At 69.4% G+C, this 25,000-nt stretch carries 25 protein-coding genes and 6 tRNA genes; 25 read left to right on the forward strand and 6 right to left on the reverse strand.

The features are described 5' to 3' along the window. Nucleotides 1–33 precede the first annotated feature (33 nt). The gene (locus tag ACVTJA_RS12940) at nucleotides 34–1,533 is read left to right on the forward strand and encodes a TolB family protein (RefSeq protein WP_465836667.1); all 1,500 of its coding nucleotides are present in this window, start codon (nucleotides 34–36) and stop codon (nucleotides 1,531–1,533) included. Between the two features lie 318 nt (nucleotides 1,534–1,851). Here ACVTJA_RS12940 and ACVTJA_RS12945 read toward each other — a convergent pair whose 3' ends face one another. Then, nucleotides 1,852–2,094 carry a hypothetical protein gene (locus ACVTJA_RS12945; RefSeq protein WP_465836668.1) on the reverse strand — a complete coding sequence of 81 codons (243 nt, stop codon included), beginning with the start codon at nucleotides 2,092–2,094 and terminating at the stop codon, nucleotides 1,852–1,854. Nucleotides 2,095–2,485: 391 nt separating this feature from the next. Here ACVTJA_RS12945 and ACVTJA_RS12950 point away from each other — a divergent pair, with 391 nt between their 5' ends. Beyond that, nucleotides 2,486–3,448, forward strand: coding sequence for a hypothetical protein (locus ACVTJA_RS12950; RefSeq protein WP_465836669.1), 963 nt, complete (start codon nucleotides 2,486–2,488; stop codon nucleotides 3,446–3,448). A 3-nt stretch (nucleotides 3,449–3,451) separates the two neighbouring features. On the opposite strand, the gene ACVTJA_RS12955 is transcribed toward ACVTJA_RS12950, so the two are convergent. Then, nucleotides 3,452–4,033: a Maf family protein gene (locus ACVTJA_RS12955; protein WP_465836670.1), complete on the reverse strand. Its 582-nt coding sequence runs from the start codon at nucleotides 4,031–4,033 to the stop codon at nucleotides 3,452–3,454. A gap of 84 nt (nucleotides 4,034–4,117) precedes the next feature. Between ACVTJA_RS12955 and ACVTJA_RS12960 the strand changes: the two genes are divergently transcribed. Further along, entirely contained in the window at nucleotides 4,118–5,350 is a 1,233-nt protein-coding gene (locus ACVTJA_RS12960; protein ID WP_465836671.1) for a metallopeptidase family protein, read from the forward strand. Between the two features lie 7 nt (nucleotides 5,351–5,357). Further along, nucleotides 5,358–6,545 carry a class I SAM-dependent rRNA methyltransferase gene (locus tag ACVTJA_RS12965; RefSeq protein ID WP_465836672.1) on the forward strand — a complete coding sequence of 396 codons (1,188 nt, stop codon included), beginning with the start codon at nucleotides 5,358–5,360 and terminating at the stop codon, nucleotides 6,543–6,545. 23 nt (nucleotides 6,546–6,568) lie between these two features. Here ACVTJA_RS12965 and ACVTJA_RS12970 read toward each other — a convergent pair whose 3' ends face one another. Then, nucleotides 6,569–7,063, reverse strand: a complete 495-nt coding sequence (locus ACVTJA_RS12970) for a caib/baif family protein (RefSeq protein WP_465836673.1) — start codon at nucleotides 7,061–7,063, stop codon at nucleotides 6,569–6,571. A gap of 28 nt (nucleotides 7,064–7,091) precedes the next feature. After that, on the reverse strand, nucleotides 7,092–7,562 hold the full coding sequence (locus ACVTJA_RS12975) for a hypothetical protein (RefSeq protein WP_465840375.1): 471 nt from the start codon (nucleotides 7,560–7,562) through the stop codon (nucleotides 7,092–7,094). Nucleotides 7,563–7,686: 124 nt separating this feature from the next. Between ACVTJA_RS12975 and ACVTJA_RS12980 the strand changes: the two genes are divergently transcribed. The 4 genes from ACVTJA_RS12980 to ACVTJA_RS12995 all read left to right on the forward strand — a co-directional run bounded on the left by ACVTJA_RS12980 (nucleotide 7,687) and on the right by ACVTJA_RS12995 (nucleotide 12,396). Continuing rightward, nucleotides 7,687–9,771, forward strand: coding sequence for an ATP-dependent helicase (locus ACVTJA_RS12980; RefSeq protein WP_465836674.1), 2,085 nt, complete (start codon nucleotides 7,687–7,689; stop codon nucleotides 9,769–9,771). A gap of 227 nt (nucleotides 9,772–9,998) precedes the next feature. Further along, nucleotides 9,999–10,445, forward strand: coding sequence for a 50S ribosomal protein L13 (gene rplM / locus ACVTJA_RS12985; protein WP_465836675.1), 447 nt, complete (start codon nucleotides 9,999–10,001; stop codon nucleotides 10,443–10,445). 15 nt (nucleotides 10,446–10,460) lie between these two features. Then, the gene (gene rpsI / locus ACVTJA_RS12990; RefSeq protein ID WP_465836676.1) at nucleotides 10,461–10,862 is read left to right on the forward strand and encodes a 30S ribosomal protein S9; all 402 of its coding nucleotides are present in this window, start codon (nucleotides 10,461–10,463) and stop codon (nucleotides 10,860–10,862) included. A gap of 133 nt (nucleotides 10,863–10,995) precedes the next feature. Beyond that, complete coding sequence (locus tag ACVTJA_RS12995; RefSeq protein WP_465836677.1) at nucleotides 10,996–12,396, forward strand: type IV pilus twitching motility protein PilT; 1,401 nt, start codon at nucleotides 10,996–10,998, stop codon at nucleotides 12,394–12,396. A 42-nt stretch (nucleotides 12,397–12,438) separates the two neighbouring features. Here the strand turns inward: ACVTJA_RS12995 and ACVTJA_RS13000 are convergent, their stop codons facing one another. Further along, entirely contained in the window at nucleotides 12,439–13,176 is a 738-nt protein-coding gene (locus ACVTJA_RS13000; RefSeq protein ID WP_465836678.1) for a hypothetical protein, read from the reverse strand. Nucleotides 13,177–13,211: 35 nt separating this feature from the next. On the opposite strand from ACVTJA_RS13000, the gene ACVTJA_RS13005 reads away from it, so the two are divergent. The 13 genes from ACVTJA_RS13005 (at nucleotide 13,212) to ACVTJA_RS13065 (ending at nucleotide 20,931) form a co-directional block, all read left to right on the forward strand. Next, nucleotides 13,212–13,736 (forward strand): regulatory protein RecX, encoded by a 525-nt coding sequence (locus ACVTJA_RS13005; protein WP_465836679.1) that lies wholly within the window; start codon nucleotides 13,212–13,214, stop codon nucleotides 13,734–13,736. Nucleotides 13,737–13,746: 10 nt separating this feature from the next. Further along, a complete protein-coding gene (locus ACVTJA_RS13010; RefSeq protein WP_465840377.1) occupies nucleotides 13,747–14,523 on the forward strand; it encodes an outer membrane protein assembly factor BamD in 777 nt (258 codons plus the stop codon). Then, complete coding sequence (locus tag ACVTJA_RS13015) at nucleotides 14,520–15,224, forward strand: hypothetical protein (protein ID WP_465836680.1); 705 nt, start codon at nucleotides 14,520–14,522, stop codon at nucleotides 15,222–15,224. Before ACVTJA_RS13010 ends, ACVTJA_RS13015 begins: the two co-directional genes overlap by 4 nt. Nucleotides 15,225–15,265: 41 nt before the next feature. Further along, the gene (locus ACVTJA_RS13020; protein WP_465836681.1) at nucleotides 15,266–15,988 is read left to right on the forward strand and encodes a tetratricopeptide repeat protein; all 723 of its coding nucleotides are present in this window, start codon (nucleotides 15,266–15,268) and stop codon (nucleotides 15,986–15,988) included. A 5-nt stretch (nucleotides 15,989–15,993) separates the two neighbouring features. After that, entirely contained in the window at nucleotides 15,994–16,929 is a 936-nt protein-coding gene (locus tag ACVTJA_RS13025; RefSeq protein WP_465836682.1) for an FHA domain-containing protein, read from the forward strand. 63 nt (nucleotides 16,930–16,992) lie between these two features. After that, nucleotides 16,993–18,051 (forward strand): selenide, water dikinase SelD, encoded by a 1,059-nt coding sequence (gene selD, locus ACVTJA_RS13030; RefSeq protein WP_465836683.1) that lies wholly within the window; start codon nucleotides 16,993–16,995, stop codon nucleotides 18,049–18,051. 138 nt (nucleotides 18,052–18,189) lie between these two features. Continuing rightward, the gene (locus ACVTJA_RS13035) at nucleotides 18,190–18,999 is read left to right on the forward strand and encodes an N-acetylmuramoyl-L-alanine amidase family protein (protein WP_465836684.1); all 810 of its coding nucleotides are present in this window, start codon (nucleotides 18,190–18,192) and stop codon (nucleotides 18,997–18,999) included. 93 nt (nucleotides 19,000–19,092) lie between these two features. Continuing rightward, on the forward strand, nucleotides 19,093–19,806 hold the full coding sequence (rph, locus tag ACVTJA_RS13040) for a ribonuclease PH (protein WP_465836685.1): 714 nt from the start codon (nucleotides 19,093–19,095) through the stop codon (nucleotides 19,804–19,806). Then, nucleotides 19,803–20,405 (forward strand): RdgB/HAM1 family non-canonical purine NTP pyrophosphatase, encoded by a 603-nt coding sequence (rdgB, locus tag ACVTJA_RS13045; RefSeq protein ID WP_465836686.1) that lies wholly within the window; start codon nucleotides 19,803–19,805, stop codon nucleotides 20,403–20,405. Before rph ends, rdgB begins: the two co-directional genes overlap by 4 nt. 72 nt (nucleotides 20,406–20,477) lie before the next feature. Beyond that, nucleotides 20,478–20,551: transfer RNA gene (locus ACVTJA_RS13050), tRNA-Pro, on the forward strand. Between the two features lie 49 nt (nucleotides 20,552–20,600). Beyond that, nucleotides 20,601–20,674 (forward strand) — tRNA-Arg (locus tag ACVTJA_RS13055). Nucleotides 20,675–20,761: 87 nt separating this feature from the next. After that, nucleotides 20,762–20,835: transfer RNA gene (locus ACVTJA_RS13060), tRNA-His, on the forward strand. A 22-nt stretch (nucleotides 20,836–20,857) separates the two neighbouring features. Then, a tRNA-Arg gene (locus tag ACVTJA_RS13065) sits at nucleotides 20,858–20,931 on the forward strand. A gap of 119 nt (nucleotides 20,932–21,050) precedes the next feature. Here the strand turns inward: ACVTJA_RS13065 and bet are convergent. Beyond that, nucleotides 21,051–22,223 (reverse strand): phage recombination protein Bet, encoded by a 1,173-nt coding sequence (gene bet, locus ACVTJA_RS13070; protein WP_465836687.1) that lies wholly within the window; start codon nucleotides 22,221–22,223, stop codon nucleotides 21,051–21,053. 396 nt (nucleotides 22,224–22,619) lie between these two features. Between bet and ACVTJA_RS13075 the strand changes: the two genes are divergently transcribed. The 4 genes from ACVTJA_RS13075 to clpP all read left to right on the forward strand — a co-directional run bounded on the left by ACVTJA_RS13075 (nucleotide 22,620) and on the right by clpP (nucleotide 24,916). Beyond that, nucleotides 22,620–22,692, forward strand: a tRNA-Lys gene (locus ACVTJA_RS13075). 100 nt (nucleotides 22,693–22,792) lie between these two features. Then, nucleotides 22,793–22,874: transfer RNA gene (locus ACVTJA_RS13080), tRNA-Leu, on the forward strand. Between the two features lie 102 nt (nucleotides 22,875–22,976). Further along, the gene (gene tig / locus ACVTJA_RS13085) at nucleotides 22,977–24,254 is read left to right on the forward strand and encodes a trigger factor (protein WP_465836688.1); all 1,278 of its coding nucleotides are present in this window, start codon (nucleotides 22,977–22,979) and stop codon (nucleotides 24,252–24,254) included. A 41-nt stretch (nucleotides 24,255–24,295) separates the two neighbouring features. Beyond that, nucleotides 24,296–24,916, forward strand: coding sequence for an ATP-dependent Clp endopeptidase proteolytic subunit ClpP (gene clpP, locus ACVTJA_RS13090; protein ID WP_169344207.1), 621 nt, complete (start codon nucleotides 24,296–24,298; stop codon nucleotides 24,914–24,916). Nucleotides 24,917–25,000: the final 84 nt, after the last annotated feature.

A 25,000-nucleotide genomic window follows, 5' to 3' on the forward strand; every position in this document is an offset into this window, starting at 1 on the left:
ATACGCGGCCCCCTGGTACTTCGGAGGGTCTTTATGACCAAACGTGTCGTTATCAGCGCGCTGTGCTGCGCGCTGTGGGTGCTCACGACGGGTTGTGGGGATGAGTGTGTCGATACGTTTGATTGCCGTGCCGACAACGGAGCGCCTGCCGCGGGGCAGGAGTGGGTCTGCAATGCGGACAACGAGTGCGAGCAGCGCGCGGTAGCGACTCCCGAGCAGGACGCGGGGACCGACGCAGGTACGGAAGTGGACGCTGGCACCGACGCGGGTACCGAGGACGCCGGCACCGACGCGGGTACCGAGGACGCTGGCACCGAGGACGCGGGTGTCGACGCGGGCAGCATGAGCGTGCCCAAGGGCGGGGCCTGCGTCTCGTCCATGGACTGCCAGCCGGGCCTGCGCTGCGAGGGGACGCCGTCCCTGTGCCAGGCCATGCACGTGGCCGTCACCGCCACCGCGGACACGGGAGGAGAGAGCAGGGCGCTGGTCATGCGCTACGACACGCCGGGCATGGTGTCGCTGACGGACGCGGGCACGCCCAGCTTCTATCCGCGCTGGGGTCCGGGAGGCTCGCGGATTGCGTTCGTCCAGGATGCGGTGGAGTCGAACACGGCCTCCGAGCGCAAGGCGGGTGACCTCGTGGTGCGCGACATCCCACCCGTGGAGGGCCAGGTGACGTTACTCGCGGACGGCGGCACCGGCAACACCGAGCAGTTCCGCTACATGGAATGGGAGCCGGGCCCCGTCATCCTCTACGTGCGCCGCAATGGCGGCAGCTCGTCGGGCATCTCCTCGGCTCAGGTGGATGGTGGCGCGGTGAGCTCGGAGGAGGAGAATGGGACGTTCCCGGACTGGTCCACCGACGGCAAGACGTTCGCGTTCAGCGCGGCCACGGAGGGGCTGTCGACCTCCACGCTAAGCGGCTCTGATTCGCTCATCGCGAACTCCGGCGGCACCGCGGAGCAGCCGCACTACAACCGGGTCAACGACCAGTTGCTGTTCCTCCGCACGGACACGACGAAGCCCGAGGGCTTCAATACCTCGCTCTTCGTGATTCCCACCGGCAGCGGCACGGTGCAGCCGATTGCGGACTTCTCGACCGAGTCCTCGACGGGTGGGACCATCGGCTCGTACATCGCCAATCCCATCTGGTCTCCCGACGGCACGCTGGTCGCCTACGTCCGGGCCTACTTCTTCAAGCCCACGAGCGGGGCCCCGGTGCTCTGCGGCGGCGGCAGCTCGCCCTGCGCGGATCGGCCCGGCAACATCATCTTTGTACGCCGCATCGACCCGGCGTCGGGCGCGGGCGCGGCGGCCGAGGCTTCCTTCGTCGAAGGCGGCACGCTCCCGTCCTTCTCTCCGGATGGGCGTTTCCTCGCGTACGTGAAGGGCGGCCAGCTCTACGTCCAGCAGATCGACCCGGCCACGGGCCTGCCGGCTTCCGGTGCGGCGGCCATCGTCCACCCGAAGGGCGGCTACACCATCCAGACCGGAGCTGGTGACGACCACCGCCCGCGCTGGCAGCCCAAGTAGTCCCGGATGACGGACGTCCTGCGCGTCGCGCACGGGACGTCCTGAACGAAGTCCAGGGCCCGCGTCCCGCCACCGAGCGGGGCGCGGGCCTCTTCACGCAGGGCCGTGTCCACCAGGCCACAGGCCCGTGCGCCCGCTGCCGCGCTCATGCGCCGGAGACTCCGAGCCGTGACTGACGGGAAACCCAATCCGTCAGCGCCGGCATCCGCATTCACGCGGGCGACATCTGACGGCGACGGGACAGTAACGGAGGAAACGCAACTGCCCTCCCGCCCGCGTCCCATCATCCGGGAGCGGCAGGAGGGGGAGGCGGAGGGCCTAGCCCTCCAGGATGATGCGGCGCCCCAGCGCCCGGGTCATCTGCGGCGAGGTCATCAGCTCCATGACTTCCCCCAGCTCTCCGCCGGAGGTGTCGAAGGCCGCCGCGATGATCTCCCCCACCGTGAGGTGGGCCTTCTCCGCCACTGCCCGGGCCCGCTGGGCGGTCCGCCGCAGCGACGGCATCACCCTTCGCCCCTGCCGGGTGAGCGTCCCGCTCTTGCGTGTCGTCCTCTTGGCCATGTGTTCCTCCCACCGCGCCGCGACTGCACGGGTGAGTACACCGGGGGTCTGACATATGCAGGCGGAGTGCCAGTGGCTCGGCTACCTGCCCGGTGTGACAAGACCTACGTTTCCTCAGTCGGATAGCGGGTTTCCGCAACACCCTGGGTGAAGCCAAAACCCGCCCCATGGGGTGGTGTTCCGTTCTGTCGAGCTTTTTCGTTCAGCTCGTCGCGGGTCCCTCGACGTTTCGTTCAACAGTCAAGGTTCTGTCACCTGCCGAAAAGCGTCCGTCGTACAGGTCGCCGTCACCCCACCTTCGGCCGTCCTCTCCGACTGGAGGGCCATGCTCCCGGGTGGGATTCGAGGGTGCCCTGACGTGGAAGTCGCGTTGCGGTAAGGGAGCGACGCCATGAACGTCCAGGTCCTCTTCCACGACAGCTGCTTCGACGGCGCCGCCAGCGCGGCCGTCTTCTCCCGCTTCTACCGGGAGCGCATCCGCCCGGACGCGGCCTTCCGCTACCTGGGGCTCGCGCACAAGCCGGGCGCGGAGGGCATCGACCCGGCCGTCTTCACCGGCGAGGAGAACGTCATCGTCGACTTCCGCTACAGCCAGGACCCGAGGCTCACGTGGTGGTTCGACCACCACGTCTCGGCCTTCCAGCAGCCCGGTGACGAGGACCACTTCCGCGCGGATACCAGTGGCCGCAAGTTCCACGACGCGCACCGCAAGAGCTGCACGAAGTACCTCGCGGACGTGGCGCGCGAGCGCTTCGGCTGGGACGCCTCGCCCATGGCGGACCTCATCCACTGGGCGGAAATCATCGACGGCGCGCAGTTCCCCACGCCGCAGATGGCCGTCGCGCTGGAGGAGCCCGCGCTGCGCATCATGACGGTGCTGGAGGCCAACAAGGACCCGGCCCTCATTCCCGAGGTCATCCGCCGCATGCAGACGGAGTCGCTCGCGGCCATCGCCGCCTCGCCGCTCATCGCCACGCCGCTGGCCCCGCTGCTGGAGCGCCACCGAGGCCACATCGAGCTGGTGCGCGCGAAGGCCCGCTACGAGCGCGGCGTCGTCTTCTTCGATTTGGTGGACGAGGGCGTGGACAGCCTCAACAAGTTCATCGCCTACGCGCTCTATCCGGACGCGCGCTACACGCTGTGGGTGGGGAAGGGCGCCTCGCGAGCCAAGGTGTCGCTGGGCTCCAACCCGTGGAAGCCCGAGCTGCGCAAGCACGACCTCGCCGCCATCGCCGGCCGCTACGGCGGGGGCGGGCACCCCGTCGTCGCCGCGGCCAGCTTCAAGGCGGACCAGGCGGACAAGGCCCGCGCCGCGTACGCCGAAATCCTCGCGGAGCTGTCCACCGCGGGCTGAAGGCTACCGCCGCTCGAAGAAGGGGAAGCCCGACTGCCGCAACAGGCGCACCACGGCCACCATGGGCAGGCCCTGCACGTTGGAGCGGTCTCCCTCGAGCCGCTCCAGCAACGCCTGCCCGGCGCCCTCCACCCGGTAGCTGCCGCAGCAGCCGCGCCACTCCTCCAAATCCAGGTAGCGCTCCAGCTCCTCGGGTGACACCCGGTAGAAGGTGAGCCGCGCGCGCTCCACGGTCTCGGTGATGTGGCCGCCCGGCCCCACCAGGCACACACCGGTGTGGATGTCGTGCGTGCGCCCGAGCAGCTTGCCGAGCTGCCGCCGCGCGGCGTCCCGGTCCGCGGGCTTGGTGAGGATTTCGCCGCCCACCTCCACGAGCTGGTCCGCGCCCAGCACCCACGCGCCCGGGCTGCGGTCCTTCACCGCGCGGGCCTTGCGCGCCGCCAGCTCCAGCACGGCCTCCTCGGCCGACAGGTGGGGGGACACGTGCTCGTCCACGCCCGGGGCCTCGGTGCGGTAGGGGGTGCCCAGCCCGTCCATCAGGGCCCGCCGGGCGCTCGACGTCGACGCCAGAATCAGGTCTCGCATAGGGCTGCCAAGGATGCCGCCTGACGGGCAGGCATGCACGTCAACGCTTCACGACCACGGGGTGATGCCGTACCCTGGCGGCCCATGTCGCGGCGCGGTCTGCTCGCCCTCTGTCTCCTCCTGTCTGCCTGCAAACGGAACGCTCCGGCCCAAGCGGTGCCGGACGCGGGTGCCCAGGCCTCATCCACGGTGGGCGCCTCCGCCACGCAGCCGTCAGCGTCCGGTGACACGCCCTCCATGACTCCCGGGGACGCCACCCACCGGGTGCAGCCGCTCGCGGTGTGCCGCGCGGAGGGCGCCGCTCCGCTGGACGCCGCGCGCCGCTACTTCGACGACGGCCGCTTCGAGGAGGCCCTGTCCTGCGCCGCGCAGGCCGCCGCCCTGGAGCCGGACCTCGCCGCCGCCCACGCCGAGCGTGGCGTGGCGCTCGCCGCCCTCGGCCGTGAAGCCGAGGCGCAGCTCGCCTACGCGCGCTCGCTCGCCATCGACCCGGGAGACCCGGACGCGCTGCTCGGCTCGGCGCACCTGTACGCGGTGCAGCTGCCCTCCACGCGCGAGCGCGACGAGCTGGGCGCCCTCTACGCCGAGCGCGGCCTGTCCCAGCCCAACACGCCGCCGGAGCTGGTGCCGCACCTCGCGCTGGTGGCGGCCATGGCCTTCAACGATTTGGGCCAGTCCGAGGAAGCCCTCGCGCGCGCCGCCATCGTCCTGGCCCGTGAGCCCGGCAACAAGGAGGCCCTCTACGAGCGGGCCCTCGCCCTCTTCGAGCTGTGCCGCTTCGCGGAGGCCCGCGCGGCCTTCTCCGCGCTGGTGGACGACGAGGAGCGCGCCGCGCACGCGCACCAGCACCTCGGGCTGCTGATGGAGCGCGAGGGCAAGTGGAAGCAGGCCCAGGTCCACTTCGACAAGGCCCGGCAGCTCGCGCCGGAGGACTTCCCCGCGCCGCCCCTGCCCTCGGAGGAGGAGTTCCGCGCCCAGGTGGTCCAGGCCGTGGCCGCGCTGCCCGCCGACATGCGGGGCGATTTGGAGGGCATCCCCGTCACCGCCGAGGAGCTGCCCGCGGACGGGGATTTGCTCGCCAACCAGCCTCCGCTGTCGCCCACGATTCTGGGCCTCTTCCGCGGGCCTCCGCTGGGAGAGCCGTGTGACGGCACCGAGACGCCGTGCCGCTCCGTGGTGCTCTACCGGCGCAACCTCGCGCGCGCGGTGCGGACGTCCGATGAGTTTCGCGAGCAGATTCGCGTGACGTTGCTGCACGAAATCGGGCACCTTCGCGGCGAGGACGACGAAGAGCTGGCCGCGCGCGGCCTGGAGTGAAAGCCCGATGCCCCCCCAAGCAGCGCTCCCCGTGGCGCGCACCACCCCGAAGGGCGCCAAGTCGCTCCGTCGGGGCAACCCCTGGCTGTACCGCACCGAGCTGGCCGCCCCGCCCGACGTGAAGGGCCCCGGCGCCGTGGTGCTGGTGGTGGACGCGCAGGGCAACCCCATCGGCCAGGCGCTCTACGCCCGCCGCTCGCCGCTGGCGCTGCGCCTGCTCACGCGCAAGGGGCCCACCGAGGAGAAGGTGGACGACGCCTTCTTCCGCCGCCGGCTGGAGGCGTCCCTCGCGCGCCGCGCCTCGCTGTCCGGCCGCGACGGCCTGCGCCTGGTGCACGGCGAGGCGGACCTGCTGCCCGGCCTCTTCGTGGACCGCTACGGCAAGGGCCTCACCCTGCAGACGCTCTCCGAGGGCATGGACGCGCGCAAGGAGTCGCTGGCGCGAATGCTGGCGGAGCTCACCGGCGCCACGCACGTCGTCGCCCGCGACGACGGCTCCGGCCGAGACTTCGAGGGCCTGCCCCGCGAGGCGCGTCTGCTGTACGGCGAAGGTGATGCGCGCTTCACGTACCACGAGGGGGAGAACCGCTTCGAGGTGGACCTCCTCGGCGACATGAAGACGGGCGCCTTCCTGGACCAGGTGGACAACCACCTGCGTGCAGGCGAATTGGCGCGCGGCGAGGGGCTGGACCTCTTCAGCTACCACGGCGGCTTCGCGCTCTCGCTCGCGCGCAACTGCACCTCGGTGCTCGCGGTGGAGCAGGACGCGAAGGCCGCCGCTCGCGCGAAGGCCAACGCGGAGGCCAACGGCCGCGCCAACGTCACGGTGGAGAACGCCAACGCCTTCGACGTGCTGCACCGCTTCGACTCGGAAGGGCGCCGCTTCGACACCATCGTCCTGGACCCGCCAGGGCTGGCCAAGCGCCGCGAGGGGCTGGCCACCGCGCTGCGCGCGTACCACGAGCTGAACCTGCGCGCCCTGCGCTGCCTCAAGCCGGACGGGCTGCTCGTCACCTGCTCGTGCTCCGGCAAGCTGGACCGCGCCGGCTTCGAGGAGATGGTGCTCGCGGCCGCCGCGGACGCGAAGCGGCCGGTGCAGATTCTGGAGCGCCGCGGCGCCGGGCTGGACCACCCGGTGCTCGGCGGCCTCCTGGAGACCGAGTACCTCAAGGCCCTCTACGTGCGGGCCCTGTAGCGAAGCAGTCTCCGGGCTGCTGACTACGGCAGCCCCAGCTCCTTCTTCAGCCGCCCGACGACCTTGAAGTACTCCGTCCGGGGGAAGGGGACGTTGAGGATGTGGAAGTCCTTCTTCGCCAGGCCCACGCAGCCGAAGCAGTAGTTGCAGTCCTGCAGGTTGCGGCTCAGCACGAGGTACGCGCTGCTGGTGCAGTTCTCGCTCTGCACGCAGTAGGCGCACGCGTGGCAGCTCTTGCACTCCACGCAGTGCGAGCAGTTGTTGCACAGCTCGCACCGGGTGCAGTGAGTGCACTGGAAGCAGCTGTCGCAGTCCTTGCAGAACATGCAGTTCGCGCAGCGCTGGCAGCCCTCGCACGCGTACGAGCCGGGGTTGCCCGGGTCCGCCGCGTAGAGCTTGGCCAGCTTCTGGAATTGCTCCAGGAACTCCCGCTTGCCCAGCGTGGCCACCGCCGCCCGCGCAGCCTTCTCCTCCGCGAGCGGGTCCACCTGGGGCCGCGTTCCTTTCTCCTTCACCACCAGGGACACTCCTTGCCCATGTCGGGGTTCACTGCAGCCGGGCCAGCCCGGCCAGGTCGATGCCTCGCGCCACCCGCCGCACCTCCACCGTGCCAGGGAAGCCCCGGCTGGTGACGGCCACCACGTAGCGGTCTCCCACCAGGAGGTTCGCCTCGGCGAGCGACTCCTCCGCGTCGTACCTCACGAAGCCCACGGCGTCGCCCCAGTGGATGGGGGCCGCCGGGTCGCTGGGAGACCTGTTCTTCGCCCGGTCCGCGGCCTCGCGGATGGCCTGTCCAATCTTCCCGCCCATCGTGGTGTCCACGATGCGCACCTTCACCTCTCGTCCCTCACCTCGCGTGTAGAGCCGCTCAGCCTCGGAGACGGACACCTCTCCATACTTCCCCGTGGAGCCCTGGGTGCGCGCCACGGTGAAGCCCTCCAGCGCGTCCGGCAGGAAGGGGGAGAGCTGCTTGAAGTACACGCAGGGCGCGCTCGCCGCCGGGACGGAGGGTGCCACCTCCACCGGGGCGCTGGCCTTGTCCATGCAGCCCGCACCCGCGCCGAGCGCGAGAAATGCGGCAGTCAGCCCCAGGAAGAAGTCGCGCACGGACGAATCAAAGGGTATCCAGGGCGCGCGCGCAATGGACCTCTCGAAGCTCAACCCTCCGCAGCGCGAGGCCGTGGTTACCCTCCAGGGACCGCTCCTCGTGCTGGCAGGCGCAGGCAGCGGCAAGACTCGCGTCATCACCCACCGCATCGTCCACCTGCTCAACGAGCGGCCGGGCCACCTCATGGCCCGCAACATCCTCGCCGTCACCTTCACCAACAAGGCGGCAACGGAGATGAAGGAGCGCCTGGTCCACATGGCGGGCCCGCGCGCTCAGGGCGTGCTGGTGTGCACCTTCCACGCCTTCGGCGCCGAGGTACTCCGCGAGGACATCCACCGCCTCGGCTGGCCGAAGAAGTTCGCCATCGCGGACATGGGTGACCAGCTCGCCAACATCCGCCGCGCCATGCGCGAGCACAAAATCGACGACCGCTCCTTCGACGCGCGCAAGGTGCTCACGCTCATCTCCAAGGCGAAGAACTCCGGCCAGGTGCCGCAGCCCAAGCCCGAGGGCATCGGCGACGACTACGACCTCATCACCCACCTCGTGTACCCGGACTACCAGCTCGCGCTGAAGGCGCAGGGCTCGGTGGACTTCGACGACCTGCTGCTGCTCCCCACGCGCCTGCTGCGCGAGTTCCCGGACCTGTACGCCAAGTACACGCGGCGCTTCCGCTACCTGCTGGTGGACGAGTTCCAGGACACCAACATCGCCCAGCTGGAGCTCTTGAAGCTTTTGGCCGGCGAGCAGCGCAACGTGTGCGCGGTGGGCGACGACGACCAGTGCATCTACTCGTGGCGCGGCGCCGAGGTGCGCAACATCCTCGACTTCGACCGCCTCTTCCCGGGAGGGAAGGAGGTGCGGCTGGAGCAGAACTACCGCTCCGTGCAGATGGTGCTGGACGCGGCCAACGCCGTCATCGCGAAGAATCCCGAGCGCAAGGCCAAGCAGATGTGGACCGACCGCAAGGGCGGTCCGAAGGTGACGGTGGTGAGCTGCCCCAACGACGAGGAGGAGGCCCGCTTCGTCGCACACGAAATCCAGAAGCACATCTCGCTGGGCATCCCCGCGGACGAAATCGCGGTGCTCTACCGGACCAACGGCCAGGCCCACCCGGTGGAGGAGATGCTGCGCGAGAAGCAAATCCCCTACGAGGTGGTGGGCGGCAGCGAGTTCTTCGACCGGCGCGAGGTGAAGGACGTCATCGCGTACTTCAAGGTCATCGTGAACAAGCTGGACGAAATCTCGCTCCTGCGCATCGTCAACGTGCCCGCTCGCGGCATTGGCGACGTGACGATGGAGCGGCTCGCCGTCCACGCGCGCGGCGAGGGCGTCACGCTGTGGACGGTGATGCGCAAGGCCGGTGACTACGAGGACCTCCCGCCCGGCGCCGGCGCCAAGGTGCTCGAGTTCGTGGAGATGGTCGAGCGCTACCGGGACGCGTACGAGCACGGACAGCTCGCCAACGTGACGCGCAAGCTGCTGGAGGAGATTGGCTTCCGCGAGGCCACGCGCGCCCACGCCACGTCCGCCACCGCCGCGGACAAGAAGCTCAAGAGCGTGGACCAGGTGCTCAACTCGCTGGAGAACTTCGAGAAGCGCGAGGGCCCCAAGGCCAGCCTGCTCACCTACCTCAACCGCCTCAGCCTGGACACGCGCCAGGAAGAGGAGGAGGTGCCCGGCGGCCACCGCCGCGTCACGCTGATGACGGTGCACGCCTCCAAGGGGCTGGAGTACCGGCTCGTCTTCTTCATCGGCATGGAGGAGGACCTGATGCCCCACGGCGGCATGCAGGGCGAGGCGCAGAACCTCGAGGAGGAGCGGCGCCTCTGCTACGTGGGCATCACCCGCGCCAAGGAGCTGCTCTACCTCACCCGCGCCAACGTCCGGACCAAGCGCGGCAAGGACGTGCCCCGCACCCCGTCCCGCTTCCTGGAGGACCTGCCGGAAGAGGTGGTGGAGAAGGTGGACCTGGAAGCACCGCGTCAGGGGCCGCCCACCACCGAGGAGAAGAACTTCTTCGCCAACCTGAAGGAGCGCTTCAAGAAGCCCCAGCCGGGCGGCGCCGGGCCCTCCACCGGCCCTGCCTCTGGCCGTACCGGCGGGGCGGCCGGGTAGGGGAGCCCCCCTCCGGAGCCCCGTCCCCGGGACGTGTGGGGGTGGGTGGGCCCGGGAATCCGGACGGGAGGTGCGGAGCGACCTTGACTTGATCCTCCGCACCCACTAGGACGGTCGGCCTTTCCGGGCCAGCGTGGAGTTTTCACGACGGACCCGCGGTTGGTTTGGCACGAGCAGCGGCCCCTGGCATGCACACGGCGGCCGCGAGAAGTCTGGAGTGCAAAGAAATGTCGCAGAAGACCTACAGCGCGAAGGCTGGGGACATCAAGCGCCAGTGGCACGTCATTGACGTGTCCGACAAGGTGCTGGGCCGCGCGGCGAGCCAGATTGCCACCCTGCTCAAGGGCAAGCACAAGGCCATCTACACGCCGTCCATCGACACGGGCGACCATGTCGTCGTCATCAACGCCGAGAAGGTGCGGGTGACGGGCACGAAGGAGAAGGACAAGATGTACTACCGGCACCCCCATGCCGGTTTCCCCGGTGCCCTCAAGATCACCAACCTGGAGAAGCTCCGCCAGCGTCACCCCGAGGACATCATCATCAACGCCGTGCGCCGCATGCTTCCGCGCAACGCGCTCGGCCGCCAGATGATGACGAAGCTCAAGGTCTACGCAGGTGACACCCACCCTCACGCCGCCCAGAAGCCGGCCGCGTTCGAGGTCGAGGCGTAAAGGGAGACAACGTCCATGCCCATCCACCAGGAACTCGGTTTCTACGCCACCGGCCGCCGCAAGGAGGCCACCGCCCGCGTCTGGATTCGTCCCGGCACCGGCCAGGTCACCGTCAACGGTCGCGACCTCAACGCCTACTTCGGTCGTGAGACCTCGAAGATGGTCCTCAACCAGCCCCTCGATATTCTCGAGCAGAAGGGCAAGCTGGACATCACGGTCAACGTGAAGGGTGGCGGTCTCTCCGGCCAGGCCGGCGCCATCCGTCACGGCATCGCCCGTGCGCTGTGCTCCTTCAACCCGGAGTTCCGTCCGGCGCTGAAGAAGGCCGGCTTCCTCACCCGCGATGCTCGCGCGGTCGAGCGCAAGAAGTACGGCCAGCCGGGCGCCCGTCGCCGGTTCCAGTTCTCCAAGCGCTAAGCATCCAGCTCGGCAGCTTGGTTGTCTCTCAGCGGCGGGGGTCCTCTCACGAGGGCCTCCGCCGTTGTCGTTGCGGGGTCAGCCGGGTCCCATCGCATGAGGCCGAAGGCCTCTGCTACCATCCGGGACGCTCATGGAACTGAACGAGATTCTGCAGATCGCCCTGCGCGGCGGTGCCTCCGATATTCACCTCAAGGCCGGCCTTCCGCCCATGTTCCGCGTGGACGGCTCGTTGGTGCCGCTCAAGGACGGGCGCCGCCTCCCCCCGGAGGAGGTCGCGCGCATGGCCTTCGGCATCATGAACGAGTTCCAGAAGGAGAAGTTCAAGACGAGCAACGAGGTGGACCTCGCGTACGGCGTCCCGGGCCTCGGCCGCTTCCGCGTGAACGTCTTCCAGCAGCGCGGCACCGTGGGCGCGGTGCTCCGCGTCATCCCCTTCAAGGTGATGACGATGCAGGACCTGCTGCTGCCCCAGGTGCTCGCGAAGATTTGCGGCGAGGAGCGCGGCCTCGTGCTGGTGACGGGCACCACGGGCTCGGGCAAGTCCACCACGCTGGCGGCGATGATCGACCACATCAACGCCAACGAGACCAGCCACATCATGACGATTGAGGACCCCATCGAGTTCCTCATTCGCGACAAGCGCTCCATCGTGAACCAGCGCGAGGTGGGCGTGGACACGATGAGCTTCGCGCAGGCCCTCAAGAGCGCGCTGCGCCAGGACCCGGACGTCATCCTCGTGGGCGAAATGCGTGACCACGAGACGATTGAGACCGCGCTCCACGCGGCGGAGACGGGCCACCTCGTCATGTCCACGCTGCACACGCTGGACGCGACGGAGACCATCAACCGCATCGTGTCCGCATTCCCTCCGCACCAGCAGAAGCAGGTGCGCCTGCAGCTCGCGAGCGTGCTCAAGGGCGTGGTGAGCCAGCGCCTCGTGCCGCGCGCGGACGGCAAGGGCCGCGTGGCCGCGGTGGAGGTGCTGCGCGTCACGGCGCGCGTGCGCGAGCTCATCGAGGACAAGGACCGCACGAAGGAAATCCACGACGCGATTGCGCAGGGCACGGACTCGTACGGGATGCAGACCTTCGACCAGTCGCTGATGAGCCTGGTGCGCCAGGGGCTCGTCACGTACGACGAGGCCCACCGTCAGGCGACGAACCCGGACGACTTCGCGCTGCGCTTCTCGGGCATCAGCGGCACGTCGGACTCGAAGTGGGACAACTTCGACGCGAAGCCCGGCGAGGCGCGCCCCATTCCGGGCTCCGCAGCCTTCGCGCAGAAGGGCGCGCCCGGGGCTCCGGCGCCCGCGCCCGCTCCGGCGGCGACTCAGCCCACGCCGGCCCCGGTGGCCCAGGCGATGCGCCCGGGGGCTCCGGCGCCCGCGCCCGCGCGTCCTTCGGGTCAGGTTCCCGTAGCCGCGCGTCCGCCCGCACCCGCCGCGCGTCCGCCCACGCCAGCTCCCGCTCCGGCGCCCGCGCCCGCGCCCGCTGCGGGTGGGGATGACGACTTCCAGATTGAGCGCTTCTGATTCACTGACGAGGCGGGGCCGGTAACGCCGCCGGCTCCGCCGCTACGCGTCCTCTTCGCCCAGCAGCGCGCGCAGCCGCGACAGCCGCAGCGGTCCGACGAGGCCTTCCTTCGACAGCGCCTGGAGCAGCTGCGCGGTGGCGTGCACCTTCGCCTCCTGCTCCTCCTCGGGCCGGTCCACCACCTCCGCGTCGAGCAGCGCTTCCATGTGCTCGGGGTTGATGGGCGCGGGCCCCTCGGACCACGCGATGTCGAACAGCGCGCGCGCCATGCCCTCGCGCACCTTGCGCTCCGCGTCCGTCGCGGCGCCCTTCACGAACGCCAGGAAGAGCGCGTCCACCGCCTCCTTCGTGAGCGCGGCCAGCGCGGGCACCTCGCCCAGCGCCTCCTTCACGTACTCCTGGTCGAAGCTGTCCACCTCCTGCTCGTAGCCGAAGGCCTCCTCCAGGAGGATGGACGCGATGAAGGCGTCCGCCTCCTCCTCGCTGGCGCCTTCCTCGGCCAGGGCCTCGCGCGCCTTGCGCGTGGGCTCGGCCAAATCGGCGTCCTCGCGCATGGCGCGGGCCGCGGCGTGAGCGGCCAGCAGCACCAGCGACGCCTGGGCATCGGACGACAGGACGCGGCCGCCCACGCCGAGCAGCACGCCCCGGTGCTTCGGGTGCGCGGTGGCGGCGTCGATGAACACCTGTTCCTCGGGGGAGAGGGCTTCACCGGACTGTTGTTTGCGGAGCGTCTCCCGGGCGGCGTCGGCGGCGAGGAAGCGGGCGAGGACGGGGTGCATGGTTGGGCCTGTTACCACATGCTAGGTATCCCGCCATGCATCCGGAGGATGACAGTCCCCCCGAAGACGCAGGAGCGGACGCCGTCCGCGGCGCCACGGACGCCTGCCTCAAGCTCCTCTCCGTGCGCTCGCGCAGCCGCCAGGAACTGGACGCGGCCCTCGCGCGAAAGGGCTTCGCGGAGAAGGTCCGCGACGAGGCCCTCTCACGCGTGACGGGCTGGGGCTACCTCGACGACGCGCGCTTCGCCCAGGAGCGCGCCGCCGCGCTCTTGCGCAAGGGCAGGCTGGGCCCGCGCGCCGTGCTCCAGCGCCTCGAGGCCCACGGCCTTCCGGAGGACACCGCCCGCCAGGCCCTCGCGCAGGCAAGTGACACGGAGTCCTTCGACGCCCTGTCCGCCGCGCGCGCGGTGCTGGAAGGGAAGGGGTTGCTCGGCCGTCCGCTCGACGCGAAGGAGCGGGCCCGCGCCGGAAGGCTCCTCGACAGCCGGGGCTTCTCCGAGGATGTCATCCACCGATTGCTGGGTGAACCTTCACTGGACCCCTCCGGTCCGGAGGAATAGCGTGGTGGAGATGCGTTCCGCCGTCGCCTTCCTGACTGCCGCCCTGCTCTTCACCTCTGGCTGTGCCTCCCTCACCTCGGGCCAGGCCGGCGAGCCCTCCTACGCCAACACCGCGGACGAGAACCTGCGGCTGGGCACCGAGGCCATGGAGAACAAGGACCTCCTCAAGGCCCAGAAGTACTTCGAGTACGTCCGCGCGAAGTTCCCCTACCAGGACGCGGCGCGCGAGGCCGAGCTCAAGCTGGCGGACGTGGACTTCGCCCGCGAGGCCTGGCCCGAGGCGCGCGACCAGTACGACTCCTTCATCAAGCTCCACCCCACGCACCCCAAGGTGGACTACGCCGCCTACCGCGCCGCCCTCACGCACGTGGAGGACTACCCCTCGGAGTTCTTCGCCCTGCCGCCCTCGGAGGAGAAGGACCAGGTGGAAATCCAGGCCGCGCTGCTGGCCATGGAGGACTTCCGCCGCCAGTACCCTCAGTCCGAGTACGCCGACGACGCCAAGGTCCAGGCGGACGAGGCCCGCCGGCGCCTGGCGGAGCACGAACTCTACGTGGCCCGCTTCTACCAGAAGCGCGAGCGCTGGAAGGCGGTGGCCCAGCGTCTGGAGGGCCTGCTGCGCCGCTACCCTGGCACGCAGTACGAGGAGACGGCCCTCTTCGACCTGCACAATGCCTACGTGAAGCTGAATGACCCGAAGAAGGCGGAGGAGACGCTGCGCCAGGTGCTGCGCCGCCTGCCCGGGACGCCCGCCGCGGAGCGGGCCCAGCGCATGCTGGGCTCGTGAGGACCACCGAGGAGTGGAGCCGCTTCGGCGGCGCCCTCATCGTCCTGCTGGCGCTGGGCGGCGCCCTGGCCGTCTTCGCCCCCCGCTTCCTCGGCGCGGCCGCCGGCCCCGAGGCGGAAATCATCACCGCCCTGAAGGAGACCGAGGCCGAGGGGTTCTCCCTGCCCGTGCCCGGCTCGGACGTGCCCCTCAAGTCCCGCCGGCACCGCTTCGCCCGCATCACCGTGGTGGTGGCCCCGGGCGGGAAGCGGGCCGAGGCCCACGCCACGCTGGACTTCGACGGCACCCTGGGGCCCACCGAGGTGGGGACGGCCGGGGTGGAGCGGGTGCCCTTCGTCCGGCGCGACGGGGACTGGGTGCCGGAGCGCACCGCGGCGCCCCGACTGCTGGCCGTGGTGACGGCGCTGGAGTCGCGGCGGCGGGCCCTGCAGGCGGCGGACGCGGACGCCCTGGCAAGGCTGGCGGCGCCCGGCACTCCGGGTGTGGGCGGCCCGGAGTGGGAGGAACTGCGGAAGATGCGCGCTCGCGGCTACCGCGCGGAGGCCTGGTACGTCCGGCTGGAGCGGGAAGAGGCCCTCGTCACGGAACACTGGCGGTTGCAGGGAGCCCTGCCGGCGCGGCCCGTGGACACCCGGGGGGAGCGGCAACTGTCGCTGACGCTTCGCGGTGATGAATTCTTGTTTTCGCCCGGGCTCATGTAGGCTAGCCGCCTCGGAGGCAGGGCCCCCGTTCGGGCCGATTCATGGAAGAGCCCCTCAAGCAGCTACTGACCCTCGGGCGCGGCTACTTCGAGAAGAAGCAGTACGCGCAGGCCGAGCAATACCTCGCGAAGATCGTCGAGCAGAATCCGACCTTCGCCGACGTATTCAACATGCTCGGCATCATCTACCACGACCAGGGCCAGTTCGCCCGGGCGCAGCGAGCCTTCGAGTCCGCGCTGAAGCTCAACCCCGCGTATACCGAGGCGGCCCTGAACCTGGCCGTCATCTACAACGACATGGGGAAGTACGCCGAGGCGAAGGAGGTCTACCAGGCCGCCCTCTCCCAGCAGAAGAGCGGCCCCGGCGAGCTGGACCCCTACGTCGAGAAGAAGATCGCCAACATGTACGGCGAGATTGGAGACGTCTACGCCTCCAGCGGCGCGTGGGCGAAGGCCATCGAAGAGTACCGGCGAGCGCTCGGGCTTTGCCCGCAGTTCGTGGACATCCGCCTCAAGCTGGGCAATGCCCTGCGTGACGCGGGAGACAACGAGGCGGCCATCGTCGAGTACGAACAGGTCATCGCGCAGAACCCATCTTTCATCCCGGGCCGTATCCAGTACGGAGTGGCGCTGTACTCGGCCGGGCGTCGGGCAGAGGCGGTGCGGGTCTGGGAGGACGTGCTGGCGCGCAGCCCGGATAACAAGAGCGCGCAGATGTACCTCAACCTGGTGAAGGACCCCGGCACGCCGGACCAGGCAGGTTGATGATCATGGACACCCAAAAGACCTACGCCCTCAAGTTCATCTCCGGGAAGTACCAGGGTGGCGAGTTCCCGCTGAAGGTGGACAAGCAGATTGTCATCGGCCGCTCGAGCGAGCTGGACATGGTCCTCGTCGAGGACATGGTTTCGCGCAAGCACGCGAAGATCAGCTTCAGCGACGGGAAGATCACCATCGAGGACCTGGGCTCCACCAACGGCACCTTCGTCAACGGCGAGAAGGTGAAGCAGGCCCGGCTGAAGGAGGGGGACCGCATCCTCATCGGCACCTCCATCCTCAAGCTCGTCCACCAGGGCGCCGAGGGCGCCAACGTCGACGAGAGCATGGCCAAGCAGAAGCTGGAGGAGGCCGCCGCCGCCCAGGCCGCGCGCACCACCAACAAGGCCAGCTCCATGACGGGGAAGATTGAGGAGATTCCCCTCCCGGACCTGCTCCAGCTCTTCCACACGTCGAAGAAGAACGGCGTGCTGGTGGTCAACAGCGACCAGGAAGGCCGCATCTACCTGCGCCAGGGCCGCGTGTACTACGCGGTCATCAACGAGAACCACAACCTGGGCCCGCAGAAGAGCTTCAACCGCATCATCACCTGGGAGAGCGGCGACTTCGAGCTGCGCCCGGCGGACAACCAGGAGTTCATGGTGGAGCTGGACTCGTCCACCGAGGCGCTCCTGATGGACTCGCTCCGCCAACTGGACGAGATGAAGCGCCTGCAGCCGAGCCTGCCGGCGCTCGACGCGCCGCTGGCGCTGGCCATGCCGCTGACGCCGCCGCTCAAGGAGCTGTCGCCGGAGATGCTCGACGTGCTCCAACTGGTGCACAACTACGGCACCTTCGGCGCGGTGCTGGACCGCGCGGACGCGGACGACGTGGTGACGGCGGAAGCGGTGGCGCAGCTCCTGAAGCGCGACTACGTGCGCAAGGTCTGACGGACACTCGCGGCCCTCCAGTCCTCTAGCGGGGGCCGCATCATTGACGGGAAGGGGAGCACCATGGCGGACGAGCAGCCGGTGAAGCCGAAGCGCCTCACCGAATTGAGTCACTGCGCGGGCTGAGCGGCGAAACTGCGGCCCGCGGATTTGGCGCAGGTCCTGCGCCACCTGAAGACTGCTCACAGTCCCCACGCGTTGGTCGGCTTCGCCACCAACGACGATGCGGCCGTCTATCGCCTCACGCCCGGCCTGGCCGTGGTGGAGACGGTGGACTTCTTCCCGCCCGTGGTGGACGACCCGTTCCAGTTCGGGGCCATCGCCGCGGCGAATGCCCTGTCGGACATCTACGCCATGGGCGCGCGGCCCCTCTTCGCGCTCAACCTGGTGGGCTTCCCGGACGGGCAGCCGCTGAAGGTGCTGTCGCGGATTCTGGCCGGTGGCCAGTCCAAGGCGGACGAGGCCGGCATCCCCATCCTCGGCGGCCACAGCGTGAGGGACCCGGAGCCGAAGTACGGCATGGCCGTCACCGGCGTGGTGAACCCGAAGAAGGTGCTCACCAACGCGGGCGCGAAGCCGGGGGACGTGCTCTTCCTGACCAAGCCCCTGGGCTCGGGCATCGCCACCACGGCCATCAAGCGGGGCGTGGCGTCGAAGCAACTCTCCAAGCGCGTGGTGGCGGTGATGTCCGCGCTCAACCGCGCGGCGGGTGAGGTGTTCGCCTCGGGGAAGTTCAAGGTGAACGCCCTCACGGACGTGACGGGCTACGGCCTCTTGGGTCATCTGCTGGAGATGATGCAGGGGGCGAAGGCGCGCGCGGCGCTGGACCTGGAGCGCATTCCGCTCATCACCGAGGTCGCCGCGCTGGCCGAGCAGGGCGTGGTGCCCGGCGGCACGAAGTCGAACCTCGCGCACGTGAAGAAGAAGGTGCGCTTCCCGGACGGGTTGCCCGAGCACATCCAGTGGGTGCTCGCGGATGCGCAGACCAACGGCGGGTTGCTGGCCAGCGTGCCCGCGCGGCAGGCACTGAAGGCACTGAAGGCGCTGGAGGCCGCGGGCGTGGACGCCGCGCTCATCGGCGAGGTGAGGGCAGGGCGGCCCGGCATCGACGTCATCGGCTGATGGCCTGCCGCTCCGTCGCACGGCCCTCACTGCCTCCGAAGCGCCTCCCCGTCACCGACGTCCTCGGCTGAACGTCCCGCCTCGCGCCGGCCCGGATTTCGCCCCCGGGGGTCCCCTCCGCTAGCATCTGTCTCCGGTATGCCGCAGTCGCACCGCCCCCTCTTCGCCGTCCTCTCGTTGCTGTGTCTTCTGCCCTTCGACGCAGGGGCAGGGGAGCGACCCGCGCGCATCGTCATCGACCCGGGACACGGCGGCGCGCAGGAGGGCGCGAAGGGCCCCGGCGAGCTGCGCGAGAAGGAAGTGGCCCTCCAGATTGCCCAGCGTGTGCGCACGCGCCTGGAGGCGGCCGGCGGTGACGTGTACCTCACGCGCGAGCGCGACGCGCAGGTGTCCCTCACCGAGCGCGTGTCGCTGACCAACGACCACGGCGCGGACCTCTTCCTCTCCATCCACGCCAACTCCATGCCCACGAAGCGGATGCGCGAGCGCACCGAGGGCATCGAGACCTACTTCCTCTCCGCCAATGCCTCCGGAGACGCCGCGCGCGCCGTGGCCGACCGTGAGAATGCCGAGGCCCCCGTGTCCCGCGCCGCGCGCGGTGACTCCACGCTGGCCCTCATCCTCCAGGACCTGGTGCGCACCGAGGCGCACGCGGACTCGTCGCGGCTGGCCTACTCCATCCACCCGCGCCTCATCCGCGGCACGCGCGCGGCGGACCGGGGCGTGCAGCAGGCGCCCTTCTTCGTCCTCTCCGGCGTGGAGTGCCCCGCCGTCCTCGTCGAGGTGGGCTACATCTCCCATCCGCAGGAGGGCGCGAAGCTGGGCCGCGCGGAGTACCAGGAGAAGCTGGCCGAGGCGATTGCCGACGGCGTGCTCGCCTTCCTCAAGGAGACCCGCCGCCGCGACGCCACCCGCGAGCCCCAGGTGGCCGGCCCCGTGTCGCCGTGACGGCAGACCGGCGGAGCGGAGATTCCACCCGCGCGGCGCGGCTCTGCTAGAGAGGGGATGCCCACTCCCCACTCCATTTCCCAGGAGCCTGCCTTGCGTTCCTTCCAACGTGGTGCGCTGGACCTTCGCCCCGTCACCCTGACTCCCGGTGTCTCCCGCTACGCGGAGGGCTCCGTGCAGGTGGAGTTCGGCCACACCAAGGTGCTCGTCACCTGCTCCACCGAGGAGCGCGTGCCGCCGCATCTCGTGGGCAAGGGCACCGGCTGGGTGACGGCCGAGTACGGCATGCTCCCCCGCGCCACGCACTCGCGAAACCAGCGCGAGTCCGCCAAGGGCAAGCAGACCGGCCGCACCATGGAAATCCAGCGCCTCATCGGCCGCTCCCTGCGCGCCGCGGTGGACCTGGCGGCCCTCGGGCCCCGCACCTTCACGCTGGACTGTGACGTGCTCCAGGCGGACGGCGGCACGCGCACCGCCTCCATCACCGGGGCCTATGTGGCGCTGGTGCTCGCCATCCGCTCGCTCCAGAAGGCGGGCACGCTGACCAGGCTGCCCAAGCTGACGCCGCTGGCCGCCGTGTCCGTGGGCGTGGTGAAGGGCGAGGTGCGGGTGGACCTGGACTACGACGAGGACTCCAACGCGGACGTGGACCTCAACCTCGTGGCCACCGCCGACGGCCGCATGGTGGAGCTGCAGGGCACGGCCGAGCACCAGCTCTTCGACCGCAAGACGCTGGACGCCATGGTGGACGGCGGGCTGGCCGCGATTCAGCAGCTCGTCGCCGCGCAGGCGAAGGTGCTCGGATGACGGCGAAGCCGAAGCTGCTCTTCGCCACCACCAACGCTGGCAAGCTGCGCGAGCTGCGCGGGCTGGTGGGGGACGCGGTGGAGGTGGTGTCGCTCGCGGACCTGCCGCCCCTGCCGGAAGTCGTCGAGGACGCCCCCACCCTGGAGGGCAATGCCCTGAAGAAGGCCCGCGAGTACTCGAAGGCCTCCGGCCTGCCCGCGCTGGCGGACGACTCCGGACTGTTCGTGGACGCACTGGACGGCCGGCCCGGAGTGCACTCCGCGCGCTATGCGCCGGGGGACGACAAGGCCCGCTACGAGAAGCTTCTGACCGACCTGTCCGGCGTGCCCGACGACAAGCGCACCGCGTCCTTCCGGTGCGCGCTGGCGCTGGTGATGCCCGGAGGCACGTCGAAGGTGGAGGTGGGCCGGTGCGAGGGCCGCATCGGCCATGCGCCGCGCGGCAGCCACGGCTTCGGGTACGACCCGGTGTTCATCGTTTCGGACAAAGGCGGCCGGATGATGGCGGAGCTGACGGCGGACGAGAAGGCGGCGGTGTCCCACCGGGGCGCGGCCTTCCGGCTGATGAAACCGCACCTGCTCGCCCTGGTGGCAGGCTGAAGAGAAGGGCGTCAGCTACGTCGGCCTTGCGCGTCCGTTCGCGATGGTTCAACAATGCCGGACTCTACTTCACGGGGCGTAGCGCAGCCTGGTAGCGCACCTGCCTTGGGCGCAGGGGGTCGGAGGTTCAAATCCTCTCGCCCCGATTTGAAGAGAAGCAGTTGTAGAGCCGAAGCACTGCAGGCGACTCGGCCGGCTCCAGTAGCTCAGCTGGATAGAGCACCGGCCTTCTAAGCCGGGGGTCGCAGGTTCGAGCCCTGCCTGGGGCGCTTGCCGATCTGCCTGCTGTCACATTTGGGCCTTGTCATGGCCCCGGTTTCCACGATAGGGAAGCCGCCGCTTCAAACGCTGTAACGGCGGCCATAGCTCAACTGGTTAGAGCGCAGGACTGTGACTCCTGAGGTTACCGGTTCGATCCCGGTTGGCCGCCCTCCTTCACCCCCGTTTGTGTTGCGCTCGTAGCTCAACCGGATAGAGCACTGGGCTTCGAACCCAGGGGTTGGGGGTTCAAGTCCCTCCGAGCGCGCTCCTCCTCACCCGAGTCGAGTCACCGCCGCCGGAAGGGGACGTGAAAACGCCCCCGCCGCTGGCTTCGCGACGAGGGCGCTTCCTCACTTCAGTTGCTGAACGGTACGCGCGGACGGCTCAGGCCTCGTGGGCCGCGCCGTTGCGGGCGGACGAAGGCACGCGGCAGCGCAGCTCCGTCTCCGCCTCCAGCGCGGCCAGGTTCTCACGCATCGCCTTGGCCCAGCGCGCCTTCGGCTGCTCCATCAGCTTCTCGTTGGCCATGTCGATGGTCTCGCTCAGCTCTTCGTCGGAGAGCTCGGAGGCCGTCTTCCCCTTGTAGGGGCCGAACGCCACGATGACGGAGCTCGGCTTGGGCCGCGGGGCCGCCGCCTCCACCACCACTTCCTTCTCCACCGGCTCGTCGACGGGCGTCGCCGCCACCTTGCCGCTCTTCTTCACCGAAGCGGCTCCCGAACCGGCTCCAGATGCAGCTCCGGAGACGGGCTCGGCCTCCACCGCGGAGGCGGGCGGCACCGGCACGTCCACGTTGAGCGCGGGCACCTTCTCCTCCTTCACCGGCGCGGCGGGAGCCAGGGTGGGGAAGGACGCCTTCACGGGGCCGGGCTTCGCGCCCAGCACCTCGTAGGGGCCGCCCGCGGGGACGGGCTCCTCGGACGCGTGCGGCTGCTCGTAGTCGTCGGCCGGCATCTCCTCGCGCACGTACAGGCCGCCGAAGGCCTCCGGGTACGCCTTGCGCAGGGCCGCCACGCGCGCGCACTTCTCAATCATCGTCGTGGGAATCTTGGCCCACAGCGGCGTCTGCTGGACGTAGCCGCTGAAGTCCAGCCACACCACGACGGGCAGCTTCCCGTCGCGCACCACGCGGGCCCAGGCCCCCACCAGCGCGCCCTTGCGCTTGGCCGGGTTGAAGCGGTGCACCACCTCGCCCTTGCCCTGGTCCACGATGATTTCGTCCTCGGCGAATACGGCGGACGCCTGGATGCCCCGGAAGTCCGGAAAGCGCTCCGCGCGGGCGAGCATGCCGGCCTCGGAGGGCTGGAACTCGTACTTCGTCACCCAGTTGGGCCGCTCGCGGTTGCCCACGTTCTGCCGGCGCGCCACGCAGAAGGCTTCCTTGAGCAGCGGGTCCAGGCCACTGCGCTTGCACTGCTCGATGAAGAGGGCGAACTCGTCCTCGCTGATGCCCTTGGGGCAGATGGTCCGCCGCACGAGCTCCGCGCGCTCCCGGCTCCACGTGCCCTGCGCCGTCTCGGCCTTGGTGTTGGCTTCCGTCACTGTCGTCTCCTGCATACGTCCTTCGCGAAAAGGGCGGACGACCTCCGTCCGCCCGCCTGGTTGCCGCGGCGGCGCGCCCTCGAAGCGCATGAGTGCCCACGAACCGTCTCGTGCGCTTCGTGCCCCGGAGTGCGGCTCGCGCACGACTGCTCGTGCGGCCGGGACGAAAAGCGTGCTGCGGCCATGTTGAACATCCGGGGCAGGGGCCTGCTTCACCCCCGCGGAGAGCCGTTCCGGGGGCTGGCCGCCGGGCATGCGGACCGGCGTCAGGCGCTCGCCGCACCGGGCGTCAGCTGATCAGCAGCGCGGGAATGAAGGGGGGCCCGAAAATACTTTTTGACAGCACGGTCGGGCTTCTGTAGTTACCGCCGCCACCTGGACGTCGCGCTGGCGACGGACCGGGGGAGTGCCGGGAGCGTAGCTCAATTGGCAGAGCAATGGACTCTTAATCCATAGGTTGTGGGTTCGATTCCCTCCGCTCTCACTCCGGGGCCCCTTCAGAAATGAAGGGGCCCCTTTTCTTTTTCCGGCCTCTGCCGTCCAACCGACGTTCGCGGTAAGACGGCCGGCGCGCGACGCACCCTGGGCGGGTGGCGAAACTGGTAGACGCGCCAGACTTAGGATCTGGTACCGCAAGGTGTGAGGGTTCGAGTCCCTCCTCGCCCATTTCGCGTTGACCCGTTCGTGCCTATCCCCTAAAGGCGCACGTCCCACTTTTCCGGCGCCGCTCGGGACGGATGTCCGAGGCGGCGGCGAGCGAGGCCCCCCATGAAGGTCCAGGTCGAGGAGCTCTCTCCCATCGAGAAGAAGCTCTCCATCGAGGTCGAGAACGCCCGCGTGGCGGAAGAGCTCAACCGCGCGTACTCCAGACTCGGCCAGCAGGTGCGCCTGCCTGGCTTCCGGCAGGGCAAGGTTCCCCGCCGCATCCTCGAGCAGCGCTTCAAGGATCAGGTCGAGGACGAGGTCATCCAGCGCGTCGTCCAGACGGCGTACGTGGAGGCCATCCGCGAGCACAAGGTCGACGTCGTCGCCAACCCGCAGGTCACCAACTCCGGCCTCAAGGCGGACGCCCCCTTCACCTTCGAGGCGCGGGTGGAGGTGAAGCCCAGGGTCGAGGCGAAGGACTACGTCGAGCTGCCGCTGACGAAGGCCGACACCTCCGTCACCGACGAGCAGCTCAACGAGCAGCTCGAGCGCATGCGCCAGTCCATGGGCCGCATGGAGCCCGTCACGGACCGCGACACCGCGGCCGCCGGCGACAACGCCACCATCGACTTCGAGGCCACGGTGGACGGCCAGCCCTTCCCCGGCAGCAAGGCCGACGGCATCGCCGTGCAGGTGGCGCCCGGTGAGCTGGTGGAGTCCCGGATTGCCGCCCTGGAGGGCGTGAAGGTGGGCGAGTCCAAGGACATCGACTACGCCTTCCCGGCGGACTACCGCGAGGAGTCGGTGCGCGGGAAGACGGCGCGCTTCCACATCACCGTGAAGTCGCTCCAGAAGGAAATCGTCCCCGAGCTCAACGACGACTTCGCCAAGAACACCGGCATCGCCCAGTCGCTCGACGAGCTGAAGACCAAGATGCGCGAGGACATGCAGAAGGCGCGCAAGCAGCAGGTGGAGGGCGAGGAGCGCGAGGCCCTGATGAAGGTCCTCATCGAGCGCAACCCGTTCGAGGTGCCGCGCGCCATGGTGGAGCGCGCCATGGACTCCATGCTGCGCGGGGCGCTGCAGCAGCTCCAGCGCTCGGGCGTGGACCCCAGCCGCCTCAACCTGGACTTCAACCGCCTGCGCGAGGAGATGCGCGAGAAGGCCGTCCAGGAGGTGAAGGGCACGCTGCTGTTCGAGGCCATCGCCCAGAAGGAGGGCATCCAGGCCTCCGACGCGGACGTGGACGCCCGCATCGAGCAGCTCGCCACCGAGGCGGGCCAGCCCGTGGCCGCGGTGAAGAAGTACTTCAAGGGCCCGGACGAGCGGCTCGGGTTGTCTCTCCGACTGAGGGAGGAAAAGACGATTGAATTCCTGAGGGGTCGGGCGAAGTATTCGTGAGGTTCAACTCCTGAGCTCCGCAGGTCCTCACCGAGGTCGACATGCCCTTCATGCCCGTTCCCTACGTCATCGAGCAGACCCACCGCGGTGAGCGCTCGTACGACATCTACAGCCGGCTCCTGAAGGACCGCATCGTCATGCTGGGCACCGAAATCGACGATGACGTCGCCAACGTCATCGTCGCCCAGCTGCTCTTCCTCGAGTCCGAGGACCCGGACAAGGACATCAACCTCTACGTCAACTCGCCCGGTGGCTCGGTGACGGCGGGTCTCGCCATCTACGACACCATGCAGTACCTGAAGTGTCCGGTGTCCACCATCTGCGTGGGGCAGGCGGCCTCCATGGGGGCCGTCCTCCTGCTCGCCGGCGCCAAGGGCAAGCGCTACTCGCTGCCCTCCAGTCGCATCATGATTCACCAGCCGCTCGGCGGCGTGCGGGGTCAGGCCACGGACATCGAAATCCAGGCCAAGGAAATCCTCCGCATGAAGGCCAAGCTCAACGAGCTCATCGTCAAGCACACCGGCCAGTCCATCGAGCGCGTGGAGAAGGACACGGACCGCGACTACTTCATGGGCGCCACCGAGGCGAAGGCGTACGGCATCATCGACGAGATTCAGAGCCCCCGGAAGGTCGTGGGGCTCGGCAAGGAAGAGAAGAAGTAGGCGGGTGCCCGAGGCCCCGGACCTCGGAGTACGGCCGGAGTCGCGGGAATTCAAACCCGTGATTCCGGCTTTCTGCTTTCTGCG

Source organism: Pyxidicoccus sp. M6 (assembly GCF_055568925.1).